Source organism: Thermoleptolyngbya oregonensis NK1-22 (genome assembly GCF_032705245.1).
In the GTDB taxonomy this organism is placed as follows: Bacteria; Cyanobacteriota; Cyanobacteriia; order Elainellales; family Elainellaceae; genus Thermoleptolyngbya; species Thermoleptolyngbya sichuanensis.
Map to the genome: position 1 here is coordinate 3,523,028 of NZ_CP053540.1, position 25,359 is coordinate 3,548,386.

A 25,359-nucleotide genomic window follows, 5' to 3' on the forward strand; every position below is an offset into this window, starting at 1 on the left:
GAATCCTGCCGCCTGCCTACTCCTAAAGAATAGATGCTGTTTTTTGATTTCTGGGCATTCTAAACAAATAATTTCGTCTAATCACGTTCAGGACTTACGCACTTGCGATAAGTTTTCTAGATTCTGAACGATTTCTCGCGATTCTGAACGATTTCTCACAGGCTGCGCCCGCGAGAAATCGTTCAACTGCGTCAGTCCTACACGTTGTAATTTTGTCTGAACGGTTTCCCAATTGACAGCAATCTTGACAGCGATCGCCCGGTTTTGGAGACTTTCAAGTTTGGAAGCTTTCCTGGCCAGGGTTGGCTCGGTCTGTCTGCTGCTGAGACTGTTCCCGACCGATAGATAACCTGTTCTAGATAACCTGTTCATGATATCGAGCGACTTCCCGACCGATTGTTCCGCAGAATCTCCGCTATTAGAAACCCTGACTGGGGCACTGACTGGGGCACTGACTGGGGAACCGCCTGAGGCGCTAACTGAGAATTTTTTGATGCCGCGATTGCGCGAAGCCAACATTCAAGTACTTGGCTCAGAGTCCACGCTGGAGGAACTGCCGCTGCACGACTTTCGGGCAGATTGTGGACAGACGGGGCTGCAAGTTGCGGCGGTGTTTGAGCAGCATCCAGCGCTGCCGGGCGTGGTGCTGTGGGATGGGGCGCGGTTTGTGGGGATGCTGTCGCGTCAGCGCTTGCTGGAATATCTGCTGCGTCCGCATGGGGCGGAGTTGTTTCTCGGTCGCCCGCTGAAAGTCTTGCACAGCTACGCCGCCCAGCCGCCGCTAATGCTACCAGGGCACACGCCGATTCTGACAGCGGCGCAGCAGGTCTTGCGGCGATCGCCCGACCAGTTCAACGAGCCAATCGTGGTGCAGGCAGACGGGGCCTATTATCTGCTCAGCCCCCACGATCTAAACCGGGCCCACTGGCAGATTCGCGGCATCGAAACCCAGGTGCGCTATGAGCGAACCCAGGTGCAACTGATTCAGAGCGAAAAAATGGCTGGGCTGGGGAGACTGGTAGATGGCGTGGCCCATGAAATCCTCGACCCGGTGGGCTTTATCTGGGGAAACCTCAGCCATGTGTCGAGCTATGCCGCCGACCTGCTGGATCTAATCGCCGCCTACGAAGCCAGCCTGCCGTCGGTGCCGCCTGCGGTGCGGCAGCTTCAGCAAGCTATTGAGCTAGATTACGTAAAACGGGATCTGCCCCAGGCGATCGCCAGCATCCGCGCCGGAGCCGAGCGGCTCAAGAACCTAGCCACCAGCCTGCAAAACTTTTGCCATGTGGATGAGGTCTATCCCAAGCCTGCCAACCTGCATGAATGCCTTGACAGCATGGTGCTGCTGCTAAAAAGCCGCCTGACTGGAGAAATTGACATCGTGTGTGAATATGGGCATCTGCCGCCCGTGCCCTGCTTTATTGGGCAACTGAGTCAGGTGTTTATGAATATTTTGATCAACGCTGTCGAGGCATTGCTGGACTCGGCCACTTACCAGAACTGGGTTGAGGGGATGGGCGATCGCCCCACCCACGCGGCGGCCGGTTCTCTCCGCAAACCCCAGATCGTCATCACTACAGCCATCCAGGGACTGTCAGACCCATCACCCGGCGGCGGGACATTGGCCAACCCATCGGGGGCGATCGCGCCAGCCGACTCGGGCCCCATCCAAGCAACCGCTAAAACAGCCCAGTCGCCCTCAGGCGCAGCAGCGCGAAACGAACGCCGCTGGGTGTCTGTCCGCATTACGGACAACGGCCCTGGCCTCTCGCCCGAAGTCCAGCAGCGTATTCTGGAGTCGTTCACTGTCGAGCGTCGTGCCGCCAAAGAAACCAGCCTATCCGTCAGCTATCAAATTGTCACCGCCAAACACGGCGGCCAGTTTCGCCTCAAATCACCCGCCCTTTTCCCAGCCGACGCGCCCGCTGGCATCGGCACCGAATTTGAAATTCTTTTGCCGCTGTCATAAGCGCGATCATAAGCACGCTCATAGGCGCGATTATAAGCGCAATCATAGGCGCGATCACCGAACCCACCTGCCTTTCCAAAACCCGATCACTACTCCTCCCTGGAATCCAGGTGCGATCGCCGAGTCTCCTGCTCGATTAGCATTTTGGCAATGCTCTGGAAGTTTTGTGCGGCAAATTGGAAGTAGGTGGCGGCTTTGGTATCGGCTCCGAGTTCCAGGAAATAAACGGCGTGTTCCAGCGCTGCTTGGGCGATCGCATACTGTCGCGTAATCGGTGATTGCATAACGTTCATGGTTAGTCACAACAGTCACAACAGAGGTGTCGGCACGGCGGAGGTCGTGAAGTGCCGCAGGGCGCTGACTCTACCCGCGACTACAGCCCAGGGTTGACCAAAAGCTGCGATCGCCACAACCCCGCCCGACACACAAACGCGCAATATTGCCGAATCAGCGCTTGCTGGCTAGAGGGCGGCAACCGCCGGGCTGTGTCGTATCGGGCGATCGCCCAGGCAATGGCATCGGCGGCATCGATGGGCACTCCCGCCTCGATCAGCTTGCGCCAATAGGTGGGTTTGATTTCGCGAGTCAGATTGCGTCGAGGTAGCGCTGGCCGAGTCTCATTCATGGCTGGAACACTCTCTGGGTTAGCTGTGACTACTATCTCCTGTTTCACGCTCCAGCCGGGTGATTCCACAAATCTGGGGGGGTGATAATTCTCTGAGAATCGGGTGACTGCCAGGGCCCCTGCATGGTGATGGATTGCCCCGGACAATGTGATGAGTATCACAGGGATTGGGCAGGTCGGATTCGCAGTCCGGAGTAGACAGTGAAACGCTTGAACCCGTGCCATTGTTACAAAACTTGACCCGTCACAAAACTTGAGCGGAACCACTTTAGGATTTTGGGCACACAGGTTAAAATAGAACAAGCGAACTAAATTCAGGCTCGGTTCGATTGTTTGAGTAATTTTTGAGTTCTAGGTTCGAGTTCTAGTTTGAGTTCTAAGTCTTTTAAGTCTTTAAAGTTCTATATTTTGATTCCTATACTGTCCGTAGCGATTCCTGCGCCGCCATATCCAGCCCCTCCGTCCTCTCTACCCTCCCACAGCCATGAGCTTCTTCCAGCGAATTCAAGACGTGTTTGGTTTGGGCGAACCCTACGACGATGCCGAGTACGAAGACCTGGGATACACCGCCGAAGATGAGTCCTACGGCTATGCTGATGCCTACCCTGAGCAAGTTCCGCCCCCGTCGCCCGCCCCTCGCCGCCGTGGGGGTGCTGCGCCAAATAGCGTCCCCAATAATGTCGTAGGCCTGCCGCGTGCTGCTGGGCATCAGCCCGAAGTAGTGTTGATGGAGCCACGCTCCTTTGAAGAAATTCCCCAAGCGGTGCGGGCGCTGCGAGAGCGCAAGTCAGTCATTCTGAATCTAGGGCTAATGGAGCCAGACCAGGCCCAGCGGGCGGCCGACTATGTGGCAGGTGGAGCCTATGCAGTGGATGGACACCAGGAGCGGCTGGGCGACCACATTTTCCTATTCACTCCCAGCTTTGTGCAGATCAGCAGCTTTACCTCGATGGGCCGGGGCGATCTGCCGCTGGGCAACCTGACCTATCCCCCCACTCCGACCCCAAAGGGGCCGCCAACCTCGCCGCCGCCCTGGCCCGGTAATGCGTTCTGATCGCCGCCTGATTGCCGCTTCTGAGCGTCTGCCCTGGACGAGCGATCGCCCATCCGCCCCCTACTCTACGCCCTCTACGAAGAGTCGGTTCTAGAGCAAGGTTTCCAGATCGTCAAACACCTTTTCTCCTTCGCGGCTCCACTGGCTGAGCCACTTCATCACCTCTAGCGGTAGGGGCGATCGCGCACGCTGGGCGCTGTCAATGCACACATGCTTGGTAAAGGCGCGGGCGACGCAGGTCTCCTGGATTTCGGGAATCTCCTTGCCCACTCGCTCCACCGTAAACACTTCGTACTCGATCTCAAACTCGCTGTCCTTCAGCTTTTTGGGCGTGACGTAAATCTTCTGCTCGTCGCCACAAAAAGACGGCCGCATAAAATCTACCGTGGCGTGGGTGATGGGAATCGCAATACGCGGGTAGCAAAAAAAGGCATTGAGATTAATCCCTGATGCGGCGAGGGAGGCTTCATAGGCTTCGTGGCACATGGCCAGCACGTTGGCAAAATACACAACGCCGGCCGCGTCGGTGTCTTGAAAGCGGACAGTGCGAGAGTAAGTGAAGGGCATACCCAAATAACAGCTTAGGGACAGATTTAGTCTTTGATGAAAATCCTATCAATTCTCTTAGAGGGTGTTTGAAAAGGTATCGCCTGTAATGTTAAGCACTCAGAGGTCCCCCCTTAGCCCCCCTTAAAAAGGGGGAAAACCGCCTTAAAGTCCCCCTTTTAAGGGGGATTTAGGGGGATCTTGCACGCTTTGCTACAAACAGTAGGACTTTTCAAACATCCTCTTAGAGAACCTACTTTGTACACACAAATTCTCAGGCTTGAGCGGCAATGCCTTGATCCTCCCTAGCCCCCCTTAAATAAGCGGGAGCCGAACTCAAGCGGCGCTGCTTTGATCCCCCTTAGCCCACCTTAAGTAAGGAGGGAACCGAAACCCGAAGCAGGGAGAACTGGATCGGAAGTCCCCCTTAATCAAGGGGGATTTAGGGGGATCTTTCAGAGCCTTACGCAAACAATCGAGATGTGTGTACACAGTAGCCTAGACAGCGCGACCCACGAAGTTGCTAAAAATAGCTGAAGTCTTGCAGCATATCAAGTTAAATCAGCTAAACCAACATTCTAAAATCGCCAATCTAATCTCAATCTAAACTTTAGAACTGACATTGCTTCCTCATTATGCCGGGTGGAGGGATCGTTCCACCAGTTGCACACAAAAACGCGCTGCAAACTTTGGAATTGCTTAAGGCACATGGGCATCGCTTGTGTTCTGTACAACTGACGCAAATCAGGCATCTGGACTATTTCTAGAGGGATGGCGCTGCGCCGACGTGACGCTTAGTTTTTTGTTCGCGGCAGCGTGGTAGCGGGTTGAGTTGGGTTGGCGTTCCGTGAGCATTCGGATAGCCCGCACTGCACGGTTCTATTCACCTTTCGCCAGTATCCTCCTCATGTCAAAAAATTTTGGTTTTTGGACAGACCGTTTTGCTTCGGCTGGTCTGGCTGCGTCGGGTCTTTTGCTCGTGCTGCTGGGAATCATGCCTGCAAATGCAGCAGATTTGCAAACTGCGGCTTCAAAACCTGCAACGCTCATTCGCATTGACGGGGCCCGCGATCTGCTGCCGCTGAATCGGGCGCTCAAGCAGCAACTCGAAGCAGACTCGCCCGACCTTACGGTGGAGGTGCAGGCCAATGGAACGGATGCAGGGCTGGCAGCGCTGAAGCGAGGCGAGGTGGATTTGGTGGCAGTGGGGCGATCGCTCACGCCAGACGAACTCGCCCAAGGCTTCAAAACGCTATGGCTGGATCAGGCGCAAATTGCAGTCATCGTAAGCGAGGATAATCCCTTCAAGGGACATCTGACGGTGCAGCAGTTCGAGCAAATCCTGCGCGGTGATATCACCAACTGGACGCAGGTAGGTGGACCCGATCGCCCGATTCGTCTGATCGATCGCCCAACCACTAGCGAAACGCGGGCAGTCTTGCAGCAGTATGGACTCATACCGCTGGGTGCGTTGCCAGAGACCGTGAACCGGGTGCTGCTGAAAACCGACGATACGGCCGAGGTCATCGCCAAGCTGGGGAAAGATGGGATTGGCTACGCGATCGCCAGCCAGTTGACCCAGCAGACCAAAGCCCGCGTGGTGAAGCTGGCGGTTCCCCAAGAGGTCTTGCCGACGGATGCGCGATATCCGCTGGAGCAGGTGGGGGCGATCGCCTATCGACCTGGTTCTTCCGCAGCAGCCGTGGCGAAAAGTCTGACCACATCGCCTGATGGACAAGCGCTGCTGAGCGAAGCAAAACGGGCGATCGCGCTGGAGGCGGGCAAACGCAAAACCGTGGCGATCGCGCCTGGCGAGGTGGTTCCCGGCGGGCGCGGCATTGGCTCTTTGCTGAAGTGGGTGCTGCTGCCGCTGCTGGTGCTGGGCGGGCTGCTGACGCTGGTGCAGGCGGTGCTGGCGCGGCAGGCTCGTCAGCGAAATCAAGCGTCGTCTGCGGCGGAACAGGCCGTGTCTTTGGGGCGATCGCCAGACTCTACCCCAACTCGCCCAGCGGCGACGGCTGCCAAAACCAGAACCAATAGCGCCCAAGCTCGCATCCCAAACGACACCGCCTGGACTTCCGTAGCGGACGCAGTGGTAATTGAAGAGGGGTCAGATGTTGAACTAGAGCCTGAACCAGCAGAGGAGCAGATCGATGATACGGACGTTCCACAGACCGATGATCAATCGGAAAGCATCGATTCTAAGTTTGGCACTGTAGAGCTTCTGGGTTCAGAATCAAATCTCGAACCTGAGAGTGAACTATTCCTGGAATCAAATACTGATGCGAAAGCGACAGATATTGACACGGTTGATGCCGAAGCGATTGATGCTGAAGCGATTGATGTCGAAGTGACTCATCAGATGGAGGATAAACCAGAACCGGAATCTGAAGCTATCACCGAGGCGAATGTGGAGCTTCCGGCAGAAAATCCGGCAGAAAATATGCTGCCCGCAGAGGGCGATCGCCCTTCGCTGGTAGATCAGCCGGAACGCATGGAGGAACGTAAAGATGAACTCATAGGAGAATTCACAGCAGAGGAAGTTCAAACTGCTCTGATGACTGGACTGGCCCTTTCACAAGCATTGACGGGCGAACCCAAACAAACACCATCGCTCATAGAAACGCTCCGGTCAGAAAAGCAAACATTGGAGATGGAACTCGAGACGCTGCGATCGCGCTTGCAGGATGCCGACACCCAACGAGCTGAGCTAGAAGCAGCGTTGGAAACTGCACGCGCAGAACAGTCCGATCGCACGGCTGGCCTGGACGAACTGCGCCAAACGCTGGCAGGCGTTATTCAAGAAAAAGATAGCTATTGGCAGGCTTTGAGCGGCTTTTATGCGGCCTTTGTGGGCGAATCGCTGAACCCTGGAGAGCGAGTCGATTTCGCCCAGCTTCGCCCCCAAATTGAGCATCGTCAGGCAGATCTGGCGGCATTGCACGATCAGCTTGAAACAAGCCAGCGCGAACGAGAGGCGATCGCCGCCGATCTGGAAGCCGCAAGCGCAGAGCTACGCCAGGTGAACGCCGAGCGGAATGAACTGACGAATCAGATTGTCTTGCTTCAGCGAGAGCTAGAAGCGCAGCGAAGTTCAGAAACGGCTGCTGAAGAAGAAACACAGAATCTTCGAGTTTTGTTGCAGTCAGCGCAAGCAGAGAAGACGGATCTAGACGTACAGCTCGATGATCTGCGATCGCAGTTTGAATGCATTCAAGCTGAAAAGAATGACGTAGAGGGAGAACTGATATCGCTGCGATCGCGGCTCACGGAACTGGAAGGCTTGCAGACAGAACTGCAAACGGAACTGGAAATCGCGCGATCGCAGGCTGAAAACGCTGAAGCAGCCGTTTCTGAAACGGAAAACGCCTTGTTGGCATTGCGCCTAGAGCTTGACGCTGAGAAGGCAACCCGAAGCGAGTTGGACGCAGAAGTGACGCTGCTGCGGGCCAGCGTGGCGGAATCAACCCGCGTTCGGGCAGAAGAGGAAGCCGCGCGGGCAGAACTGTTGTCGGAAGCCAACGCGCTGACAGCCGAGCGGGATGCGCTTGGGGATGAGCTTGCGACCTTTCGCACTCGTGTAGAAGACCTTCAGAGAGAACTGGAGGCTGCACAAGCGGCCCATGCAGCGGAGCTTGTGACCCTGAGAGTCCAGTTGGAGACGTTCGTTGAGGAACAAACGGCCGCCCAGCAAGCCGCAGCCGTAGACCTGGAAGACCTGCAAGGCCAGCTAAACCGTCTTGCGGAGGAACGTGATGCGCTGGATTTAGAACTGGCCACAGTTCGCACTCAGCTTTCGGATGCCACTGCCGCAGGCGAAGCAGGGGCGCGAGAGTTAGCGGAATTGCGAACTCAATTAGAGGCGATCGCCGCTGAGCGAGAAGCAGTTATCTTACAACTTGCGACACTGCAAACTCGGTTTGACGAAACCGTGCAGGAGCGCGACGCATTGGCAGAAAACTTGGCAGATCTCAACACCCAGGTAGCAGACAAAACGGCTGCACAGGAAACGCTAGAATCCGAACTGGCGGCTCTGCGAACGCAGTTCGGCAACCTCACGGAAGAACGCGATGAGTTTATAACTCAGCTTGATGAGTTGCGGGCCCAGCTCGATGAGATTGCTGAACAGCGCTCTGCGTTTGAAGCGGAACTGACTGCACTACGTCCCCAGATGCAGAATCTAACCGCTGAACGGGATGCGTTTGAGGCAGAAATTGTACCGCTTCAGGCACAGCTAGACGAAATGACCCAAGAGCGCGATCGCCGTGAAGCTGAGCTATCCACGCTGCATTCTCAGATAAACGACATCACCCTGGAGAGGGATACATTTGAGGCAGAGATCGCCACACTCCGCGCACGGCTGGATGAACTTGAGCAGGAACGCAATACCTTTGAAGCAGATTTAACGACGCTACAAGTTCAGTTCGATGAGTTTGAAAGCGGGCGAAAAGCGCTGGAATCAGAAGTGAACACGCTGCGGACTCAGCTAAAAGAGGTTCGGGATGAGGCACAAGCTTCAAAGGTTTCTCTAGAATCAGAACTGGGAGCGCTGCGAGAACAACTGGCTCAAGTAACGCAGGAACGAAATGAATTTGAGGCTGAGCTAGCTTCCGTACAGACACATCAGGAGGAGATTGCTCAGGAACGCGATCAGGAACGTCTTGCGCTGCAAGAACGGATTGCCACCTTACAAGAGCATCTCGCGATGGCGAACAGCGATCGCACGGCGATTGAGACAGAACTGGCCGCTCTCCGTACTCGGCTAGAGGATATTGAAGCGGAATGGCGATCGCGCGTCCAGACGCTTGAGGCCGAGTCCGAAACGCTTCGACAGGCGCAGGCAGAAACCCAGGCTCAGCGAGAAGCGCTTCAGGCAGAACGGGATACCCTCACGGCACAGCTTGCTGAGGTGCGCTTGCAGCTAGAGGCTTTGCCGCTGGCGCTGACGGCGGAGACTGGTGAAACAGGGGCTAGTGCGACAGGGGCCAGTGCGACAGGGGCTAGTGCGACAGGGGCGATCGCCCTCTCGGACGCAGACACATCCAGCATCGCCACTGAATCGCCAGATCGCGAAGTCGTTCAGGCAACCGGACAGATTGCCGATATTCGGCGCGATCCGCTGCGCGATATCAACGGCATCGGCCCAATTTATGAACAAAAGCTGTTCAATGCAGGCATCTACACCTTTGCGGATTTGGCAGCGCTCACGCCAGCGCAGGTGCAAGAGATTATTCGTCCGGCCGCATGGCAGCAGATCTTTCCAGCCCTGTGGATCGAGGAAGCGGCGCGGTTTGCTCAGGGGGTGGACGTTCCCGCAGACACCGATCATGACCCGCTGCGTGACATCAACGGCATCGGCCCGGTGTATGAACAGAAGCTATTCGATGGTGGCATTTTCACCTTTGCGGATTTGGCCGCTGCAACACCAGAGCAGTTGCGAACCCTGATTCAGCCGGAAAGCTGGCAGCGATTTGACCCGGAGGCGTGGATTGCCGAAGCGCAGGTGATTAGTGGGCGATCGCCTGCCTCCATCCCAGCAGAGGTTCCCCGCGACCCGCTGTATGAAATTAATGGCATCGGCCCGGTTTACGAGCAGAAGCTGTTTGCGGCTGGAATTACCACCTTTGCAGCATTGGCGGAAGCCTCTGAGGCACAGATTCTAGACATCATTCAGCCCGCATCCTGGCAGCGCATTTTCCCCAATTTGTGGATTGAGGAAGCACGAGGGCGATCGCGCCAGCCAGACCAGTCCCAGCCAGACCAGTCCCAGCCAGACCAGACAGCTTCTAGCAAATCCGCTGAAACCCCTGCTGTTGAAACGACTCCGCAGGCAGAGCCGCCAGCCGCTAGCCCGTCTGCGAAGTCCTCTAGCAGCCCTGCATCCAAGTCCACACCATCCCGGAAAAAGCCGCCCAGCAAGCGAGGCAAACGCCGTTAAAGTGCCGTTAAAGCATGGGCGATCGCCCTTACAGTCTGACAGACAACAGTCACTCATAACATGCAATCACAACACGCAAGAGTTTGGGCGCATCAATGGGTTGCGGGTTGCAAATTGAGATTGCAACAAATTGAGATTGCAAATTGAACCTCTTGCGTGAATCGTTTGGCGGCGGTACCACCCAACGATTCACGCTCTTAGAAAAGCATTCATGCAAGCGATCTATTGAGGATTGCAAATTGAAGATTGGGAGATTGAAGCATGAATGCGAAAACGCACGATTTTTCACAGGGAAGAATCGTGAAAAATCGTGCGTCGGGTGATGAGTTTAGATTGTGAAGTGGAACTATGAGGTGAAACAGAGGTGAATGAATTTTTGAGGCTAACGCGAACTCAGGAAAACTGCGTCAGGATATAAAGCAGCGCAAACAGGATAATCCAGATAATGTCCACAAAGTGCCAGTAAATTTCCGCCATTTCAACGCCTGTGTGCTTATGGTCGGAATAGTGACCCGCGCGGCGCGATCGCCACAACACACCTAAAATTAGCACCAGCCCAATGAAGACGTGCAGCCCGTGAAAGCCCGTCATCAGGTAAAAGCAATTGGCAAAGATATTCGTCTTGAGGCCATAGCCCAGCGTTGCATACTCGTAGGCCTGTCCTGCAAGGAAGACTGCGCCCATCAGCGCTGTAACAATGTACCACTTCCGCAGGCCGTTCACGTCGTTTTTCTTGATGGCGACATCGCCTAGGTGAATCACAAAGCTGCTCGACACCAGAATGATGGTGTTGATCGTTGGCAGCAGCAGTTCCACCTCGGTTCCCTCCGGTGGCCAGTGGCTTGCGGCCCCGCGTACCATCAAGTAAGCGGCAAAAAATCCGCCAAACATCAGTGATTCGGAAATTAGGAACGTCAGCAGCCCCCAAACTCGCAAATCGGGATGCGCGTGGTCATGGGCCTGAGCCTCGGCAGTAATTTCGGGGGCGATCGCCGTTCCGGTGGGTGCAGTTGCGTCAGTCATGGTTGGGTGTTTGTCGAGAGTTCAGGTCAGTTGGGAGGGAAGAGGGAAGAGGGAAGAACGAAGAGAGAAGAACGAAGAGAGAAGAACGAAGAGGTCTTGTTTTGCGCTTTTCGTTTTTCGTTTTTTGTTTTTTGTTTTTCGTTCTTCCCTCTTCCCCATCACTCTACCGCTAGGGCTTCCTTGGTCATGCCGTATTCATAGGGGCCGTGCTTCACTACGGGTAGCACTTCCCAGTTTTCGATGATGGGCGGCGAGGCGGTCGTCCACTCCAGGGTCAGCGCGTTCCAGGGGTTGTCGCTGGCTTTGGGGCCGCGCGTCCAGCTCCACACCGCGTTGATGATAAAGGGAATCAGCGATGCCGCCAGCATGAATGCGCCAAAGGTGCAGAGCTGGTTTAGCGCGGTGAACTGCGGGTCATACATGGCGACGCGACGCGGCATTCCGTGCATTCCCAGCGAGTGCATCGGCAAAAAGGTCAGGTTTGCCCCAATGAAGGTCATCAGGAAATGCACCTGCCCCAAGCGCTCGTTCATCATGCGGCCCGTCATTTTGGGGAACCAGTGATAAATTGCAGCATAGAGTCCAAACACCGATCCACCAAACAGCACATAGTGGAAATGCGCCACGATGTAATACGTGTCGTGGACGTGGATATCGAACGGCGCTGCGCCCAGCGTGATGCCGCTGAGTCCGCCCAGCACGAACATCCCCAGCAGCCCAACCGCAAACAGCATTGCCGTTGTGAAGCGGATCTTGCCGCCCCACAGCGTTGCCACCCAGCTAAAGATCTTGACCCCTGTGGGGACGGCCACAATCAGCGTAGAAATGGTGAAAAACAGGCGCATCCAGGGCGGCGTGCCGCTAGTAAACATGTGGTGTACCCAAACGAACAGGCCAACCAGGCAGATGGCAAGGCTAGAATAGGCGATCGCCTTGTAGCCAAAAATCGGCTTGCGGGCGTAGACCGGGATAATCTCCGACATGATGCCGAAAATTGGCAAAATCATCAGATAGACTGCCGGATGTGAGTAGAACCAGAAGAGGTGCTGGTAAATGATGATGTTACCGCCTGCATCTGGCTTGAAAAACGACGTGCCAAAGTTGATATCAAACAGCAGCAGGATTAGCCCCGCCGCCAGCACGGGCGTAGACACCAGCGCCAGCGCCGAAGTCGCCAAAATCGCCCAGCAAAACAGGGGCAGCTTGTCCCACGTCAGGCTGGGAACCCGCATCATGATGATGGTAACAATGAAGTTCACTGCGCCCATGATGGAGGACGTACCCACCAGCACGATCGCCATAATCCACATCGACTGGGCCACTGGAGCGGTGATTTCGCTGAGCGGCGGATAGGAAGTCCACCCCGCCTGTGCCCCGCCAAAAAAGAAGCTGCCCAGCAGGAGCAAGCCAGCAGGCGGGTTGAGCCAGAAGGCGATCGCATTCAGGTTAGGAAACGCCATGTCCCGTGCGCCGATCATCAGTGGGACTAGGTAGTTTCCGAAGCCCCCAATGGCCGCAGGCACAATCCACAGAAAGATCATGATCGTGCCGTGGTTGGTCAACAGTGCGTTATAGAGGCTGGGATCGACAAAATCGGGATCGGGCGTGGCTAGCTCCATCCGCATACCCATGGCCATCAGCCCGCCGATGAGATAGAACACAAACGCCGTCACTAGGTATTGAATGCCAATCACCTTGTGATCGATGTTGTAGCCGAAGTAGTGATACCATTTCCAGGCTTTGTGAACCTGGGCGTGGTCGTGGTCTGCAACGAGCGCTGCGTCGTCGAGTGGAACTTGTGCTTGAGTCATACGCAGAGGGAATATACCAGTTTTTTATGAAGACTTGGCGCGAAGAAGGAGTTCAGAATTGGAACAGCCGAATGAATGCCCTTGAACCGCGAAGCGGCGCGATCGCCCGCTAAGAGCGCGATCGCACCTGTGCAAGTACCTGTGCAAGCACTTGATCGCTCACGCCCATTTCCTGCGCGTAGGGCGAGAGATAGTCTCCATCCGACAGATCCGCCGGATTTACCGCCACGGTTTGCGCTGGGTTTTGCTGCTGGGCTACGGCGTTTTGCTGGAGCCATTCGTTAAACTCCTCTGGCGTGTGAACAATCACCTGGGTTCTCATACCGCCGTGGTAGCTGCCGCAGAGTTCCGCACAAACGACGGGATACGTGCCCACCTTGGTCGCAACGAATCGCAAGCCAGAGGATTGGCCCGGCAGCGCGTCTTGCTTCAGGCGAAACTGAGGCACCCAGAAAGAGTGGATCACATCCTGAGCAGAGATGTTGAGCTGAATGTCTTTGCCAACGGGAATGTGCAGTTCGCCCGTCATGATGCCGCTATTGGGATAGTTAAACAGCCAGGCATACTGCATTCCGGTAACGTTCACCACTAGGTCGGGCGTATGCCCTTCTTCAGCAGCGTTTGCGCCAAAGCCATAGCGGGGAACTGGCGTGGCGGGCGGTTCTGTGCCTTCGGGCAGGTCTGCTAGCAGATCGGCCGTGGCATCGGTGGCGATCGCCCCATCATCTGGAGCCTGGGCCATCATCGCGACGGAACCCTGCGGCATAGAGTGCATTTCGTGAGACGGCATCGCGTGCGACACTGCGCCGCCCATCATGCTGTGCCCGACGTGGATGCTGCCGGGGTCAAAGCCGCCCATTTCTTGAAACACCTGGACGCTGTAGACCCCCAGCCCAATGACCAGGATCGCCGGAATCGCCGTCCAAAAGGCTTCTAGCGGCAGGTTGCCCTCGATGGGAATGCCGTCGCCCTCGTCCCCCGGCGCACGGCGATAGCGAAAGCAAAACAGCAGAATTGCCCCAATCACCACCAAAAACAACGCGGTGGCGATCATCACCATCACGTTAAAAAGCTGGTCTACCAAAACCGCCGCTTCCGACGCTTGCTCTGGCAATAGACCGTGGTGCTGACCTACCCATAGGCTGACCAGGGTGATCAGAATGCCAGCGGTGAGCGTGAGAAGGGATGCTGGAATCTGTTTCATGAATCCTCAAAGTGTGAGTCGCAGATGGGTTGGGTGAGGCGGGAGATGTAACGTTTTGTAGCGATCGCCCCCGCTAATCCCCGAACTCTCTCCCTGTAATACCATCCGAACTCTGGGGATCGCTGGAAACTTTCGATTTGCTTCAGATCCCGCAATGCCTGTGTTGAAATTTCATAACCTTTGCGGATGCCACCTTTTCGGATTGCCCAGCGCCATCTGCCCCAGCCGAGCTATCCCTGCTCCAGCCGCCACAGCATATCTTGCACTTGCAGCACGCGATGGGATTCGTGCTTCGCAGCAAACAGGTCGCGGGCGCGTTGCAAGTGGGTGGTTGCGGCTTGGGCGTTGTCCTGCTTATAAAACACCATGCCCAGTCGATAGTGAGTTTCGGCATCGTCGGGATGGCTCTGAAGTGCCTGCTGATAGTGGGCGATCGCCGCTTCGGGAGTGCTGGGCACAGGGGACGATTTTGCCCGTTCCGGTTTGATCACAGGCTCAGGAGCGGGAGCGGCCACAAACTCGCTAATTAAGCTGGCGACTTTCTCCTTATGCCTTAGGCCGGGATAGAGGTTGCGCGTCATTGGAAAGCGATCGCCCGATTTCAGGTGCAGCATAATCCGTCCGGTCGATCGCGATTTGCCCGTGCCCTGCTCCACGTCTGCATAAGCCACTTGATGCAGCGGCAGCACCGATTCTTTTTGTCCAATTGCGCCCTGGCGGATATGGTGCAGTTTGCCGCTGGCTTTGTCTAGCGTGGCGTGGTTAATCTCGCACAGGCCCAGCAGCCCGCCAATCCCCATTGCCGCAGTGATGCCGCCGATGAATAACATCGCTACTCGGTCGTCATTTTCGACGTAGAGCGAGGGCTGGGTGTTGTCCATGAAAAAAGCGTTGACTCGGTTGGCGATCGCCTCCTGACGACTCCAGCTTGACGACCTGGAACTGAGCGTGATGGATTGGCTCTTGGTTCGCAGAATCACGCTGTAGCGAACACTGCCGCGTCCACTCGATCGCCGCTTTACAACCGCCCCACGAATGCTGCTGGGAGGAATCGGGCGACGGGTAGACACTAGAAAATTGCTCTCCTCTAGCGTGCATTGGGCGCTGAGCGTTGAAACGCGCTGGCACGAAAAAATCGTGTGCCGGCCCAAGGGCATGATGCCCAGCCCGAGCAGCGCTATCGGAAAAAACGTGAGCCACAGCGACCAGCCGCGATCGCGCAGTTTTAGCCGCCCTGGGGTTTGCTCCACGATTTTCATAGCCACGCTCCGCCGCTCGGCACATTTCAGCTTTAGTCAGCTTTAATCAGCTTTAGTCAGCGCTTTTTGCTCAGCGCTTACTAGATAGCCTCAGTGTGCCCATCGACGAATCCGGAAGCGACGACCGGGCGATCGCCCGGTCATGCCTCTTCAAAGCGCAGTTTGTGGGCAGGACTGGACAAATCACGAGCGACCCTGACAAGTATTAAGCAGCCTGTCTTGTATTTCCCTCTTTAATTGAGCCGCGAACGTCTTGCCATACCGCGCTTCTAGGAGTCCAGATTCAAAAAAAGATTTCGAGTATTCAGCGGCGATCGCCCCGCGAGTCGTCAGCCCTTTTTCGCCATACAGTTCGGCAAGTTCCCGAAACTCCTCGGTCGGGTCGATTGCACCCGGAGCGCCGGAAGCCATGCGCCCTGCAAGACAGCCCTCCCCAGATACAAAACCGTAGATTGCGTTGATGCGGCTTTCCAGCCTTTCCTGCCAATAGCGACGAGCGTTTTCAATTCGTGGAGCGTCCACAAGTCCCCTCCAAATCAGTTCTGTGCGAATCTCTGTGCAAATTTCTCTGCAAATTTCTGTGCAAATTTCTCTGCAAATTTCTCTGCAATTGCCACAGCTATAGGGCATCCGGATCAACGCCCAGTTCGCGCAGTTTCGCGGCAAGCTGTTCAGCCCGTCGGTCGGAGGCTTGGCGCTGCTGTTGCTCCTGCTCGGCCGCTTCGGCAGGCGTGGGAACCAGCGTGCCGTCGGGCGCAAAGAAGCGCAGCCTGCGGTCGTGGATGCCCAAAAAAAGCTGAAGCTGTTCGCTCCACAGCCAGTTGCGATCGCCCGGTTGTAGGGGCTGATACTGTCCACCCACAAGCGTAAATCCGGCAAATTCCAGCGTTACTGGGTCAAACCAGAAATAATCAAACACTCGCAGCACGTCCTGATAAAGCTGCTTTTTCGCACCGCGATCTTGCTGGGCTGTGCTGTTCGACAAAATTTCGATAATCACGTTGGGCGTTTTGCCGTCCTCTTCCCAAACAGTCCAGCTTTTGCGCGGGCGCTTTTCTGTATTCAGCACCACGAAGAAATCGGGGCCGCGAAAGTCGCGGGTCTTGATTTTGCTCGTACTGTAGTAAATCGTGAGATTGCCGCTGGCGTAATAGTCTGTGCGATCGCGCCACAGCCAGTTCAGGCACTCCAAAAACAGAATCATTTGCTGGAGATGAAGATCAGATTCCAAGGGCGGCTCGTCGCTGTCAAGATTACAGGGGGGCATCACGGGCAACTCGCGATCGCCCTCCTTAGAAAAGCGAGCTTCAGCAGGCTCCTCCAGCGCAGATTGCTCAGGCGACAATTGCACCGGGTCTGACGGATCAATCTCTGGCGTATCTGGCGCGAGGAGTTTGGGTTCTGGCATCGGCAGCGTGCCCCCACGACGAGCGTACAACTGCCTTCAGTTTAGTGGATTCGGTCGAGTGGACAGGGGGCGGAGTATTGGAGTGTCAGGATGTTGGAGTGTTCGCGAAGAGCGATGACGAGAAAGGGCGATCGCCCGTCCCCCACCCTACGGTATTGTGAAAACAGGTCGCCTGACCCCTGAAACCTGATCCCTGATCCCTCATGACCGCCGTTTCGCCCAACGCCCACAAAAAAGCCCGCGCCCTCAAACCCGGCAGCCGTCGCCCCGCCAAGGAACTGTGCAGCGAGTGCGGCCTCTGCGATACGTACTATGTGCATTACGTGAAGGAAGCCTGCGCCTTTATCAACCAGCAGATTGCCGACCTAGAGCAGGAATTTCACGGGCGCAGCCGCGATCTGTCCCAAGAAAACGATGTGTACTTTGGGGTGCATCAAGACATGATGGCAGCCCGCAAGACCCAGCCCATCGAAGGGGCCCAGTGGACGGGCATCGTCAGCAGCATCGCCATTGAAATGCTGAACCGGGGGCTGGTGGAAGGGGTGGTCTGCGTGCAAAACACGGAGGAGGATCGGTTTCAGCCAAAGCCCGTAATCGCCACCACGCCCGAAGAAATCCTGGCGGCGCGGGTCAATAAGCCCACCCTGTCGCCCAACCTGTCGGTGCTGGAGTTGGTAGAGCAGTCGGGCATGAAGCGGCTACTGGTGATTGGCGTGGGTTGCCAGATCCAGGCGCTGCGGGCAGTGCAAGACAAGCTGGGCTTAGAAAAACTCTACGTGCTGGGAACGCCTTGCGTGGACAACGTGACCCGCGCTGGCTTGCAGAAATTTCTCGACACCACCAGCCGATCGCCCGATACGGTGGTCTATTACGAGTTTATGCAGGATTTTCGCGTACATTTCAAACACGAAGACGGTTCCACAGAGACGGTGCCGTTTTTTGGGCTGAAGACAAACGAACTGAAGGACGTGTTTGCGCCCTCCTGCATGACCTGTTTTGACTATGTAAACTCGCTGGCGGATTTGGTGGTGGGCTACATGGGCGCACCCTTCGGCTGGCAGTGGATTGTGGTGCGAAATGAGACGGGCGCGGAGATGCTGGAGTTGGTGAAAGACCAGCTTGAGACGCAGCCTGTGATGTCCCAGGGCGATCGCCATCAAGCCGTGCAAAACAGCATCCCCGCCTACGACAAAGGCGTGACGCTGCCGATGTGGGCGGCCAAGCTGATGGGCGTGGTGATCGAAAAAATTGGCCCCAAAGGGCTGGAATATGCCCGCTTTTCCATCGACTCGCACTTCACCCGCAACTATCTCTACGTGAAGCGCAACTATCCCGACAAGCTAGAACAACACGTCCCCGACTACGCCAAGCGCATCGTGGGGCAATACAAGCTGCCAGAATAGCGGAACGGCTGAGCGTTGCAGGACTGCATCGCAGGACTGAATCATTGCACTGCCTGCGGCTCAGCCGTCCAATCAGCCGTCCAAACGGATAGGATTTACGCAGTTGGAGGATTTCTCGCGGGCGCAGCCCGCGAGAAATCCTCCAAAACCCAGAAAACTTATCGCAAGTGTGTAGGGACTGACGGATACTGGCGAAGGTTTGTTGCGGGTTGCCCCTAATCCACTAACCCAAATCGACTAAATCGACAGACCCAGCTTTAGCCCAAAGATGCCGTGGATTAGCAGCAGCGCCAGCGCTACGCTACCCAGGTAGGCGTGAACCGTGCGGAAGCCTTTGCCTTGAGAAAAGCCAAATGCCGCAATCAGCCCATTCACGGCCAGCATCCCTAGCGCCACCGAACCCGTCCAAAAGTGGGGGCTTTGCAAAATGGGCTGGTTTTGCATCACCAGCGACAGGATGCCGCCCGTATAGCCCATTGCGATGAACAGAAACATCAGTCCGGCAATTTTCTTGTGGTCCGTGCGCTTTTTTGCGGCCAGCGCGTCGTCGGTCGCCGTCAGCAAGCGGCCTTGCCAGCCCGTCACCGCCGCAAAACTGCCCATCACCAGCACCACAATGCCCATCATCGCGGGGTGTCCCCAATGCACAATCGGCTCTGGCACATTGAGATTGCGAAAGACATCAGCGATGGGGTCTAGCCATTCGCTCAAGCGAGTTGCAAACTCTGACATGGTGTTCTCCTTGCCCTTGGAATGGTTTCTTAAAAAATTGTTAAGCCTGCGCTTAAGCCTATTCTATAGCGGGAGATGGGCTGGACGGAGAAGAAAAGCGGGAGAATCCTGATACGGTATGAATCCTGATGCCCCCTATCCTGAGCAGGAACCATTTTTGCCGGAACTTTCTTCCATTGCTGCGGTCAAGAAGCCCACTCAGGATTGCAATCTGCTCGTTCTGCTCATTCACCCATGCGACTCAATCGGCTATTTTCCAGTCTTCGGACACGAATTCTGGGTTGGTATATTTTGCTCGTGGCGGCTTCGATGCTGGTGTCGATTGTGGGAATCCGCCAAACGCTGCTGGCTCGCCTGTATGAGCGCATCGAGCAATCGCTGGAGCAAGAAGTGCTAGAGCTGCGCCAGCTCAAAACGGGGCTAAATCCCAGAACCAGCGAGCCGTTTGGGAACGACATTGATGCCCTATTTCGGGTTTTCCTCAGCCGCAATATTCCTGCCGATAACGAGTTTTTGCTGACGTTTTTGGATGGCGAGTTTGATCGCTCCAGTCCCCGCGCTGTCCCCAAGTCCCTAGATATATCTAGCCCGCTGGCTCAAGAGTTTGCAGAAATTGCCACACCCCGGCGGCGCTGGGTGACCCTGCCGGATGGGGAAATCATCATTTATCAGGCAGAACCGATTTTTCGGGAAGGTAGCCGGGGCGTGTTTGTCGTCGCGCATCTGCTCTCGGCTGAACTGAGGGGGATAGACGAGGCGATCGCCATCGTGATTCAGGTGATGCTGACGGTGCTAGTTCTGACAGCCATTGTGGGGTGGTTTGTGGCGCAGCGAGCCTTGGAGCCGCTCAACCTGTTGACCCAGGCCGCCAAGACCGTGAGCGAGTCCGATCTGACTCGGCGCATTCCAGTGCATGGCGTAGACGAAATCAGCGAACTGACGCTGCGGTTCAACGAAATGCTAGATCGATTGCAGCTTACTTTTGCCGCCCAGCGCGATTTCGTCAGCGACGCAGGGCACGAACTGCGAACGCCCATCACCATTATTCGCGGACATCTGGAACTGTTGGGCGACGACCCCACCGAGCAGCGCGAAACCCTCGACCTGGTGACCGATGAGCTAGACCGCATGAGCCGCTTTGTGGATGACTTGCTGCTGCTGGCGCGGGCAGAGCAGCCCAATTTCTTGCGGATGGAAATGGTGAACGTGGCCACTCTGGCAGAGGAACTATTTGCCAAGGCAAAGGCCCTGGGCGATCGCCAGTGGCGGATAGAAAACCACGCTAGGGGCTGGATTGTGGGCGATCGCCAGCGGTTGACTCAGGCGGTGATGAACCTGGCCCAAAACGCCACCCAGCACACCCAGCCCAGCGACACCATCACCTTAGGCACAGCGCTCGATCGAGATAAAGTTCGCTTTTGGGTGCGCGACACGGGCAAAGGCATTCCCCAGGCAGAACAGGCTCGCATTTTTGAGCGGTTTGCCCGTTCTAATACCAGCAGGCGACGCTCGGAAGGTGCAGGGCTTGGGCTGGCCATCGTGCGGGCGATCGCCCAGGCCCACGGCGGCACTGTCGAATTGGTCAGCCAACCCGATCAGGGCGCAACCTTTACGCTCGTCATCCCGGTTGATCCGCCCTAAAGCCGATGTCAATTTCTCTCCGCAGCGCTATCTGTGGAATTAGCGAAATGCCCTGGCATCTCTCAAATTAGCCAGGAGATTAGTCATCCAAAATCGCCCATCTAAACTCCAAAATCAGTCCATCCAGAAACGAAGACCATGACCCGCGTGTTGATTGCAGAAGATGAGCCGCGCATTGCTGCTTTTCTAGAAAAGGGATTTCGGGCCAATGGCTTTGCAACGGCGATCGCCCCCGATGGACAAACTGCCTGCGACATGATTACCAGCCAGGAGTTTGACCTGCTGATTTTGGATCTGGGGCTGCCCAAAAAAGACGGCTGGACGGTGCTGGAGGAACTGCGCGGGCAAGGCGAACAACTGCCCATCATCATCCTCACCGCCAGCGACAGCGTATACGACACCGTGGCCGGGCTGGAAAGCGGCGCAGATGATTACGTCACCAAGCCCTTTCGGTTTGAGGAATTGCTGGCCCGCGCCCGCCTGCGCCTGCGCCACACCCGCACGACCCAGGGTGCCGAAATGCGGCTGCAAGTGGGCAATATCGAGCTAGATTTGCAGGCGCATCAGCTTTGCGTGGGCGATCGCCAGATTGAGCTATCGGCCCGAGAATTTGCCCTAGCAGAAACGTTCCTGCGAAATCCAGGGCGGGTACTCAGCCACGAGCATTTACTCAAACACGTCTGGGGCTACGACTACGACCCCGGCTCCAATATTGTCAATGTCTACGTCGGCTATCTGCGAAAAAAGATGGGGAACGGGTACATTGAAACCGTGCGCGGCATCGGTTATCGCTTTCAGCCGTAACACGCCGTAATCCACAGATGCCCAAAATTTCAGTCCAAGATTAATCTCGGTTCAGCATTTTAGATTTGGATTGGATGGCGCTCCTCATCTTTTGGGTATCTTTGGGGTCAATTGTGATGCGCTTCTGCGACTGTGATGTGCTTCTGCGACACTCAGAGTGCGCTGCTTGCGCTAAGGCCTGCACCTTTTATGGGGGCGATCGCGCCGCAGACGGCAGACGAAAGCCCAAACGCAAAAGTTCCCAAAACCCAAAACTGATTTGCAAAAAGCAGGCGACGTTTACTCTTTTCAAAAAGTTCCTGAATCAGACTGGTAATTTCTAAAATTCTAGAAATTTTTCAGAACTTATATCTTGGGATGTATCCTGAGGGCAACTTTTCAGCAATATTCTACGCCTTTAGATATAGGTATTTTTGTCGTAAATCTCATTGCAAAACAGTGCTTTAACGCTTCCTAAGAGAAGCATTAGAAAACTCTAATAAAGGTTGAATCCTATTATCTACCCCGATAAGCTGAAGACACATGGAGGAAATACTGAAAAAATGCAAGTGTTCTTGCAGATGCAAGTATTTCTAAACATGAATCGATAGTTAGCAATGAGGATCGTGCAATGACTAATAAGCAACTTTCACAACATCAGCCTGCGGGTATCGACCTGTTCCTGGGTATCGAAGGCTTGGCGCAAGTGCTGACCGAAGAAAACGAACTGCTGATCACGGGTGGGCAGCGCCGAAATTCTACCCCTCCGCGCCGCAACACCCGACGAGTAGTGCGCCGTCGTCGGACAACCCGCCGAGTGGTACGTCGTCGTAATATCTTCACGACCTAATTTTGACCTAATTTGACCTAATTTTCGCTACGGCACTTTGTCGGTTAATTGGTTTCAGGTAGTTGATTTGAGGTCACAAACTTTCGATAGCTCCGACGAATCAACTGTTGATTAGGGGATAAGAATTTAACTCATGACTTATTCATGACTTAAAATCCCTCTTTCGACAGAGGTTGGCTCTTTAACCTTTCCTAGGTCAGAGCCATAGCCAGAGTCCTGAGTGGCTCTGGCTAAGTTTTTTAGAGCAGTAGTCCATAGCAGAAAAACGTTTGCCTGAACTCGTCAGCCTTGGGGATGCTGATTAATATGAACTCCGAAATGCATACAGAAATGACGTTTAGATTGGATCATCAGAACGTTTTTGATTATCTAGTGAGGCAAAAGCTGTGCGATCGCCCATCGGAATCCGTGCTTTCTATCGAAGCCAAATCTTCCAAAAACTTTAATTTGCTGGTGCGGCTGACGGGCGATCGCCTGCTGCTAGTGAAACAGGAACCGCTGGATGCCCAGGGCAATGCCGCCGGAGATTTGCTGATTGAAGGACAGGTGCAATCTCTGTTTCAGGCACATTCTGAACTGAGCAGTTTGATTCCCCTCACGGCGGGCATTTTGCTGTTTGATCCAGTCCATCACATCCTGGTGATGAACTATCTTCAGGACTATCTCGATCTGGAAACTTTCTATGCCGAACAGCAGGTCTTTCCAGCGGCGATCGCCCAGCAGTTAGGGCATCTGGCCGCGCAATTTCACCGCACTACGCTGGACTATTGGCCGATTTATCACCAGCTTCATCCCGACGAGGAGGCACTTCATCGGGCCGCCCTCCAGCAAACCCAAACGGCGGCAATGGCAGAGGACGAAATTGCCACGATTGTTCCCGATTTTGAAGACGGGCTGGAGTGGCTGACTCCAGAAGATTTGGGGCGGATCAGCGAAGATGGGCAGCGGTTTTTTGAGCTGTATTTTCAGGCTAAGGATCTGCGGAGGGCGATCGCCCATTTAAGCGAGATTTACGACCCCTGCTGCCTCACGCATCAAGATTTCAAGTTTGGCAATGTGCTATTACATCGCAACTGGTCGCAGTTGATTCGAGCCGCCTCTAAAGAATTAAAAGAATCAGCAGAATCAGCCGAATCAGCTAAAAAATCATCCGCGAACGATCAGCCTTGGAATGCCGCCCCGCAACCCCTGCGCCTGATCGACTGGGAAAAGGCGGAATGGGGCGACCCAGCACTGGATATGGGCTTTCTGATTGCTTGCTATCTGCGGCTATGGCTACAGAGTTTGGTGGTGTCGGGGCTGGATTTGACCGAGGCGCTGCGGCTGGCGGCTGTGCCGCTGGAGGCTCTCCAGCCGTCGCTGCGATCGCTCGTGCGGGGCTACGGGGCGGCGTTTCCTGAAATGGGGCGATCGCCAGACTTTTGGCAGCGGGCGATGCGGTTTGCGGGCTATAGCCTGATTCGCACGCTGCGGGTCAAGGCGCTACATTTCGAGCCGCTGGGGAATGTGGGCATTTGCACGATGCAGGTGGCGAATTCGCTGCTCAATCGGCCAGAAGCGGCGATTCGGTCAATTTTTGGCGGGCCGCTTCAGGACTGGCTAGACCGTGACACATCTGCCCCAGAATTGGGCAACCAGCCAGATAGCCAATCCGACCTTGCGGCGACATCCGGCTCTGGCGAACTAGCAGGTTCCCCCGCGACAGTTTCAAACGCGACCCCGACGCTCAAGCTGCCGCCCGGAGCGGGGCTAGACGATTTGCTGCGACATCTCCACATCAGCCCAGAGGGACGGATTTATCACGATCGCTGTCCGGCGGCGGTGCTAGTAGAAGACGATCGCCCCTTTGACCAGTTGCCGCCAGAGGTGCAGCGTTCCTATCTGCGACTCCAGCTTCGCAACGTGATCTACGACCTCTATTTCTGCGGCCGACAACTGACCGACCAACCTGCGGCGACGGATCTGCGGAATTCGGTACAGGCTGGGGTGGATGTGGAATTTTTTGAGCAGCTTAGCGCGGCAAACACAGGACAGGGCTATTTTGACGCAGGCTGGATCGTCACGCAGATTGACGAAACGACAGCCTTGGTTCAGCGCAACGGGTTGATTTTGCGGCTGGAGCGCGATCGCCATTTATCTCCCTCCCAAAGACATCCGGCAGTGGGCGACGCGGTTGCGGTGTGGATGCCGCCCCATCGCATGGACGCGAGTTTCTATACCGTTTTGGGCGATCGCGGCCCGATTTCGCCCGATGCGCCCGCGGTGCAGGTCTATTTCAACCTGTCGCCTGCGGGGGCGATCGCCCTCATGCGCGTCCTGATTCCCGCGCTAAACCAGGCAAAACTGCCCTTTTCCCTCGGCCTGCTGCACGACCCGGCCGACTATGGGCGACGCGACGCAGCCATCTTGCGGCTGTGCCAGGTCGATTGGGCGGCGGCGGCTCCGATGCTGCGGCAGGCTTATCCGGTTGTGCGATCGCACCTCCAGCGGGCCGTGCCTCTGTTTACCAAGGTCCTCGCGCCGGGAGTGGGGCTAGCGGAGGAACCGATGGAGGAAGCCTGCAACGAGGCGATCGAGTTTGGGCTGCACCGCGCTCAGTTGGTTGCCGATGGGCTGCTAGACAGCGCCGACCCAACCGCACGGCTAGCGGCGATCGCCCGTCAGTTTCAGCAGGCAGGGCTGTGGCTTGACCGGCCACATCTGAATCCCGGTGCGAGCGATCGCTACTCGCTTTGAACGGCTCGACAATTGCTGGGTTTAGAAAATATTAGAAAATAAACGGCAGTACCGGACGCAGTAGCCGCCGCAGCTTCAGCAGCATCACTGTTTGCCGGATTTCGGGCGGCAGATCGCGGGGTTGTTCCTCAATCGCCGTCTGGCGACTGGTCTGCTGGGTGGCGTGTTCGCTTGCAGTGAGCGGTTCCCCCGTGACGGGCGATCGCCCCTCCAGCACAATCTGCGTCCGCAGCACCTCCTCTGGCACGTCCTCCGGCGGCGGCAGCGCGTGCCCCAAACCGGCCCCAACGCCCATTGCGCCTGCGGTGCTGCACACCACGCCCGCGCCAACCCTGGCAATCCAGCGTCTCATTTCACGTTCCTGCTAAGAGAGAGCA

The 25,359-nt window shown here is 55.9% G+C and carries 19 protein-coding genes; 8 read left to right on the forward strand and 11 right to left on the reverse strand.

Annotated elements, in window-relative coordinates; translation table 11 throughout:
- Positions 1–493: 493 nt before the first annotated feature.
- On the forward strand, positions 494–1,969 hold the full coding sequence (locus HNI00_RS14930; protein ID WP_316787397.1) for a sensor histidine kinase: 1,476 nt from the start codon (positions 494–496) through the stop codon (positions 1,967–1,969).
- An 89-nt stretch (positions 1,970–2,058) separates the two neighbouring features.
- Here HNI00_RS14930 and HNI00_RS14935 read toward each other — a convergent pair whose 3' ends face one another.
- Both HNI00_RS14935 and HNI00_RS14940 read right to left on the reverse strand, forming a co-directional pair.
- Positions 2,059–2,262, reverse strand: a complete 204-nt coding sequence (locus HNI00_RS14935) for a hypothetical protein (RefSeq protein ID WP_316787398.1) — start codon at positions 2,260–2,262, stop codon at positions 2,059–2,061.
- Positions 2,263–2,342: 80 nt separating this feature from the next.
- A complete protein-coding gene (locus tag HNI00_RS14940; RefSeq protein ID WP_205369677.1) occupies positions 2,343–2,594 on the reverse strand; it encodes a hypothetical protein in 252 nt (83 codons plus the stop codon).
- Positions 2,595–3,078: 484 nt separating this feature from the next.
- Between HNI00_RS14940 and HNI00_RS14945 the strand changes: the two genes are divergently transcribed.
- Entirely contained in the window at positions 3,079–3,648 is a 570-nt protein-coding gene (locus HNI00_RS14945) for a cell division protein SepF (protein WP_277772538.1), read from the forward strand.
- A gap of 90 nt (positions 3,649–3,738) precedes the next feature.
- Here HNI00_RS14945 and HNI00_RS14950 read toward each other — a convergent pair whose 3' ends face one another.
- The gene (locus HNI00_RS14950; RefSeq protein WP_068514286.1) at positions 3,739–4,215 is read right to left on the reverse strand and encodes an acyl-CoA thioesterase; all 477 of its coding nucleotides are present in this window, start codon (positions 4,213–4,215) and stop codon (positions 3,739–3,741) included.
- Between the two features lie 886 nt (positions 4,216–5,101).
- Between HNI00_RS14950 and HNI00_RS14955 the strand changes: the two genes are divergently transcribed.
- The gene (locus HNI00_RS14955; RefSeq protein WP_316787399.1) at positions 5,102–10,132 is read left to right on the forward strand and encodes a substrate-binding domain-containing protein; all 5,031 of its coding nucleotides are present in this window, start codon (positions 5,102–5,104) and stop codon (positions 10,130–10,132) included.
- 393 nt (positions 10,133–10,525) lie between these two features.
- On the opposite strand, the gene HNI00_RS14960 is transcribed toward HNI00_RS14955, so the two are convergent.
- The 6 genes from HNI00_RS14960 to HNI00_RS14985 form a co-directional block, all read right to left on the reverse strand.
- Positions 10,526–11,155 carry a cytochrome c oxidase subunit 3 gene (locus HNI00_RS14960; protein ID WP_297076682.1) on the reverse strand — a complete coding sequence of 210 codons (630 nt, stop codon included), beginning with the start codon at positions 11,153–11,155 and terminating at the stop codon, positions 10,526–10,528.
- Positions 11,156–11,313: 158 nt separating this feature from the next.
- The gene (ctaD, locus tag HNI00_RS14965; protein ID WP_316787400.1) at positions 11,314–12,966 is read right to left on the reverse strand and encodes a cytochrome c oxidase subunit I; all 1,653 of its coding nucleotides are present in this window, start codon (positions 12,964–12,966) and stop codon (positions 11,314–11,316) included.
- A gap of 109 nt (positions 12,967–13,075) precedes the next feature.
- Complete coding sequence (locus HNI00_RS14970; protein ID WP_316787401.1) at positions 13,076–14,170, reverse strand: cytochrome c oxidase subunit II; 1,095 nt, start codon at positions 14,168–14,170, stop codon at positions 13,076–13,078.
- A 230-nt stretch (positions 14,171–14,400) separates the two neighbouring features.
- Positions 14,401–15,429, reverse strand: a complete 1,029-nt coding sequence (locus HNI00_RS14975; protein ID WP_316793431.1) for a tetratricopeptide repeat protein — start codon at positions 15,427–15,429, stop codon at positions 14,401–14,403.
- A 183-nt stretch (positions 15,430–15,612) separates the two neighbouring features.
- On the reverse strand, positions 15,613–15,951 hold the full coding sequence (locus tag HNI00_RS14980; protein ID WP_316787402.1) for a hypothetical protein: 339 nt from the start codon (positions 15,949–15,951) through the stop codon (positions 15,613–15,615).
- A gap of 97 nt (positions 15,952–16,048) precedes the next feature.
- Complete coding sequence (locus HNI00_RS14985) at positions 16,049–16,696, reverse strand: Uma2 family endonuclease (RefSeq protein WP_420156369.1); 648 nt, start codon at positions 16,694–16,696, stop codon at positions 16,049–16,051.
- 344 nt (positions 16,697–17,040) lie between these two features.
- On the opposite strand from HNI00_RS14985, the gene HNI00_RS14990 reads away from it, so the two are divergent.
- A complete protein-coding gene (locus tag HNI00_RS14990; RefSeq protein ID WP_316787404.1) occupies positions 17,041–18,240 on the forward strand; it encodes a Coenzyme F420 hydrogenase/dehydrogenase, beta subunit C-terminal domain in 1,200 nt (399 codons plus the stop codon).
- A gap of 237 nt (positions 18,241–18,477) precedes the next feature.
- Here HNI00_RS14990 and HNI00_RS14995 read toward each other — a convergent pair whose 3' ends face one another.
- Positions 18,478–18,972 carry a DUF4079 domain-containing protein gene (locus tag HNI00_RS14995; protein WP_172354241.1) on the reverse strand — a complete coding sequence of 165 codons (495 nt, stop codon included), beginning with the start codon at positions 18,970–18,972 and terminating at the stop codon, positions 18,478–18,480.
- 234 nt (positions 18,973–19,206) lie between these two features.
- Here HNI00_RS14995 and HNI00_RS15000 point away from each other — a divergent pair, with 234 nt between their 5' ends.
- The 4 genes from HNI00_RS15000 (at position 19,207) to HNI00_RS15015 (ending at position 24,982) form a co-directional block, all read left to right on the forward strand.
- A complete protein-coding gene (locus HNI00_RS15000; protein WP_316787405.1) occupies positions 19,207–20,613 on the forward strand; it encodes a sensor histidine kinase in 1,407 nt (468 codons plus the stop codon).
- Between the two features lie 138 nt (positions 20,614–20,751).
- Positions 20,752–21,417: a response regulator transcription factor gene (locus tag HNI00_RS15005; RefSeq protein WP_172358024.1), complete on the forward strand. Its 666-nt coding sequence runs from the start codon at positions 20,752–20,754 to the stop codon at positions 21,415–21,417.
- A gap of 610 nt (positions 21,418–22,027) precedes the next feature.
- A complete protein-coding gene (locus HNI00_RS15010) occupies positions 22,028–22,246 on the forward strand; it encodes a hypothetical protein (protein WP_277772473.1) in 219 nt (72 codons plus the stop codon).
- Positions 22,247–22,576: 330 nt separating this feature from the next.
- Positions 22,577–24,982, forward strand: a complete 2,406-nt coding sequence (locus HNI00_RS15015) for a T3SS effector HopA1 family protein (RefSeq protein ID WP_316787406.1) — start codon at positions 22,577–22,579, stop codon at positions 24,980–24,982.
- 31 nt (positions 24,983–25,013) lie between these two features.
- Here HNI00_RS15015 and HNI00_RS15020 read toward each other — a convergent pair whose 3' ends face one another.
- On the reverse strand, positions 25,014–25,334 hold the full coding sequence (locus HNI00_RS15020; protein ID WP_316787407.1) for a hypothetical protein: 321 nt from the start codon (positions 25,332–25,334) through the stop codon (positions 25,014–25,016).
- Positions 25,335–25,359 lie beyond the last annotated feature (25 nt).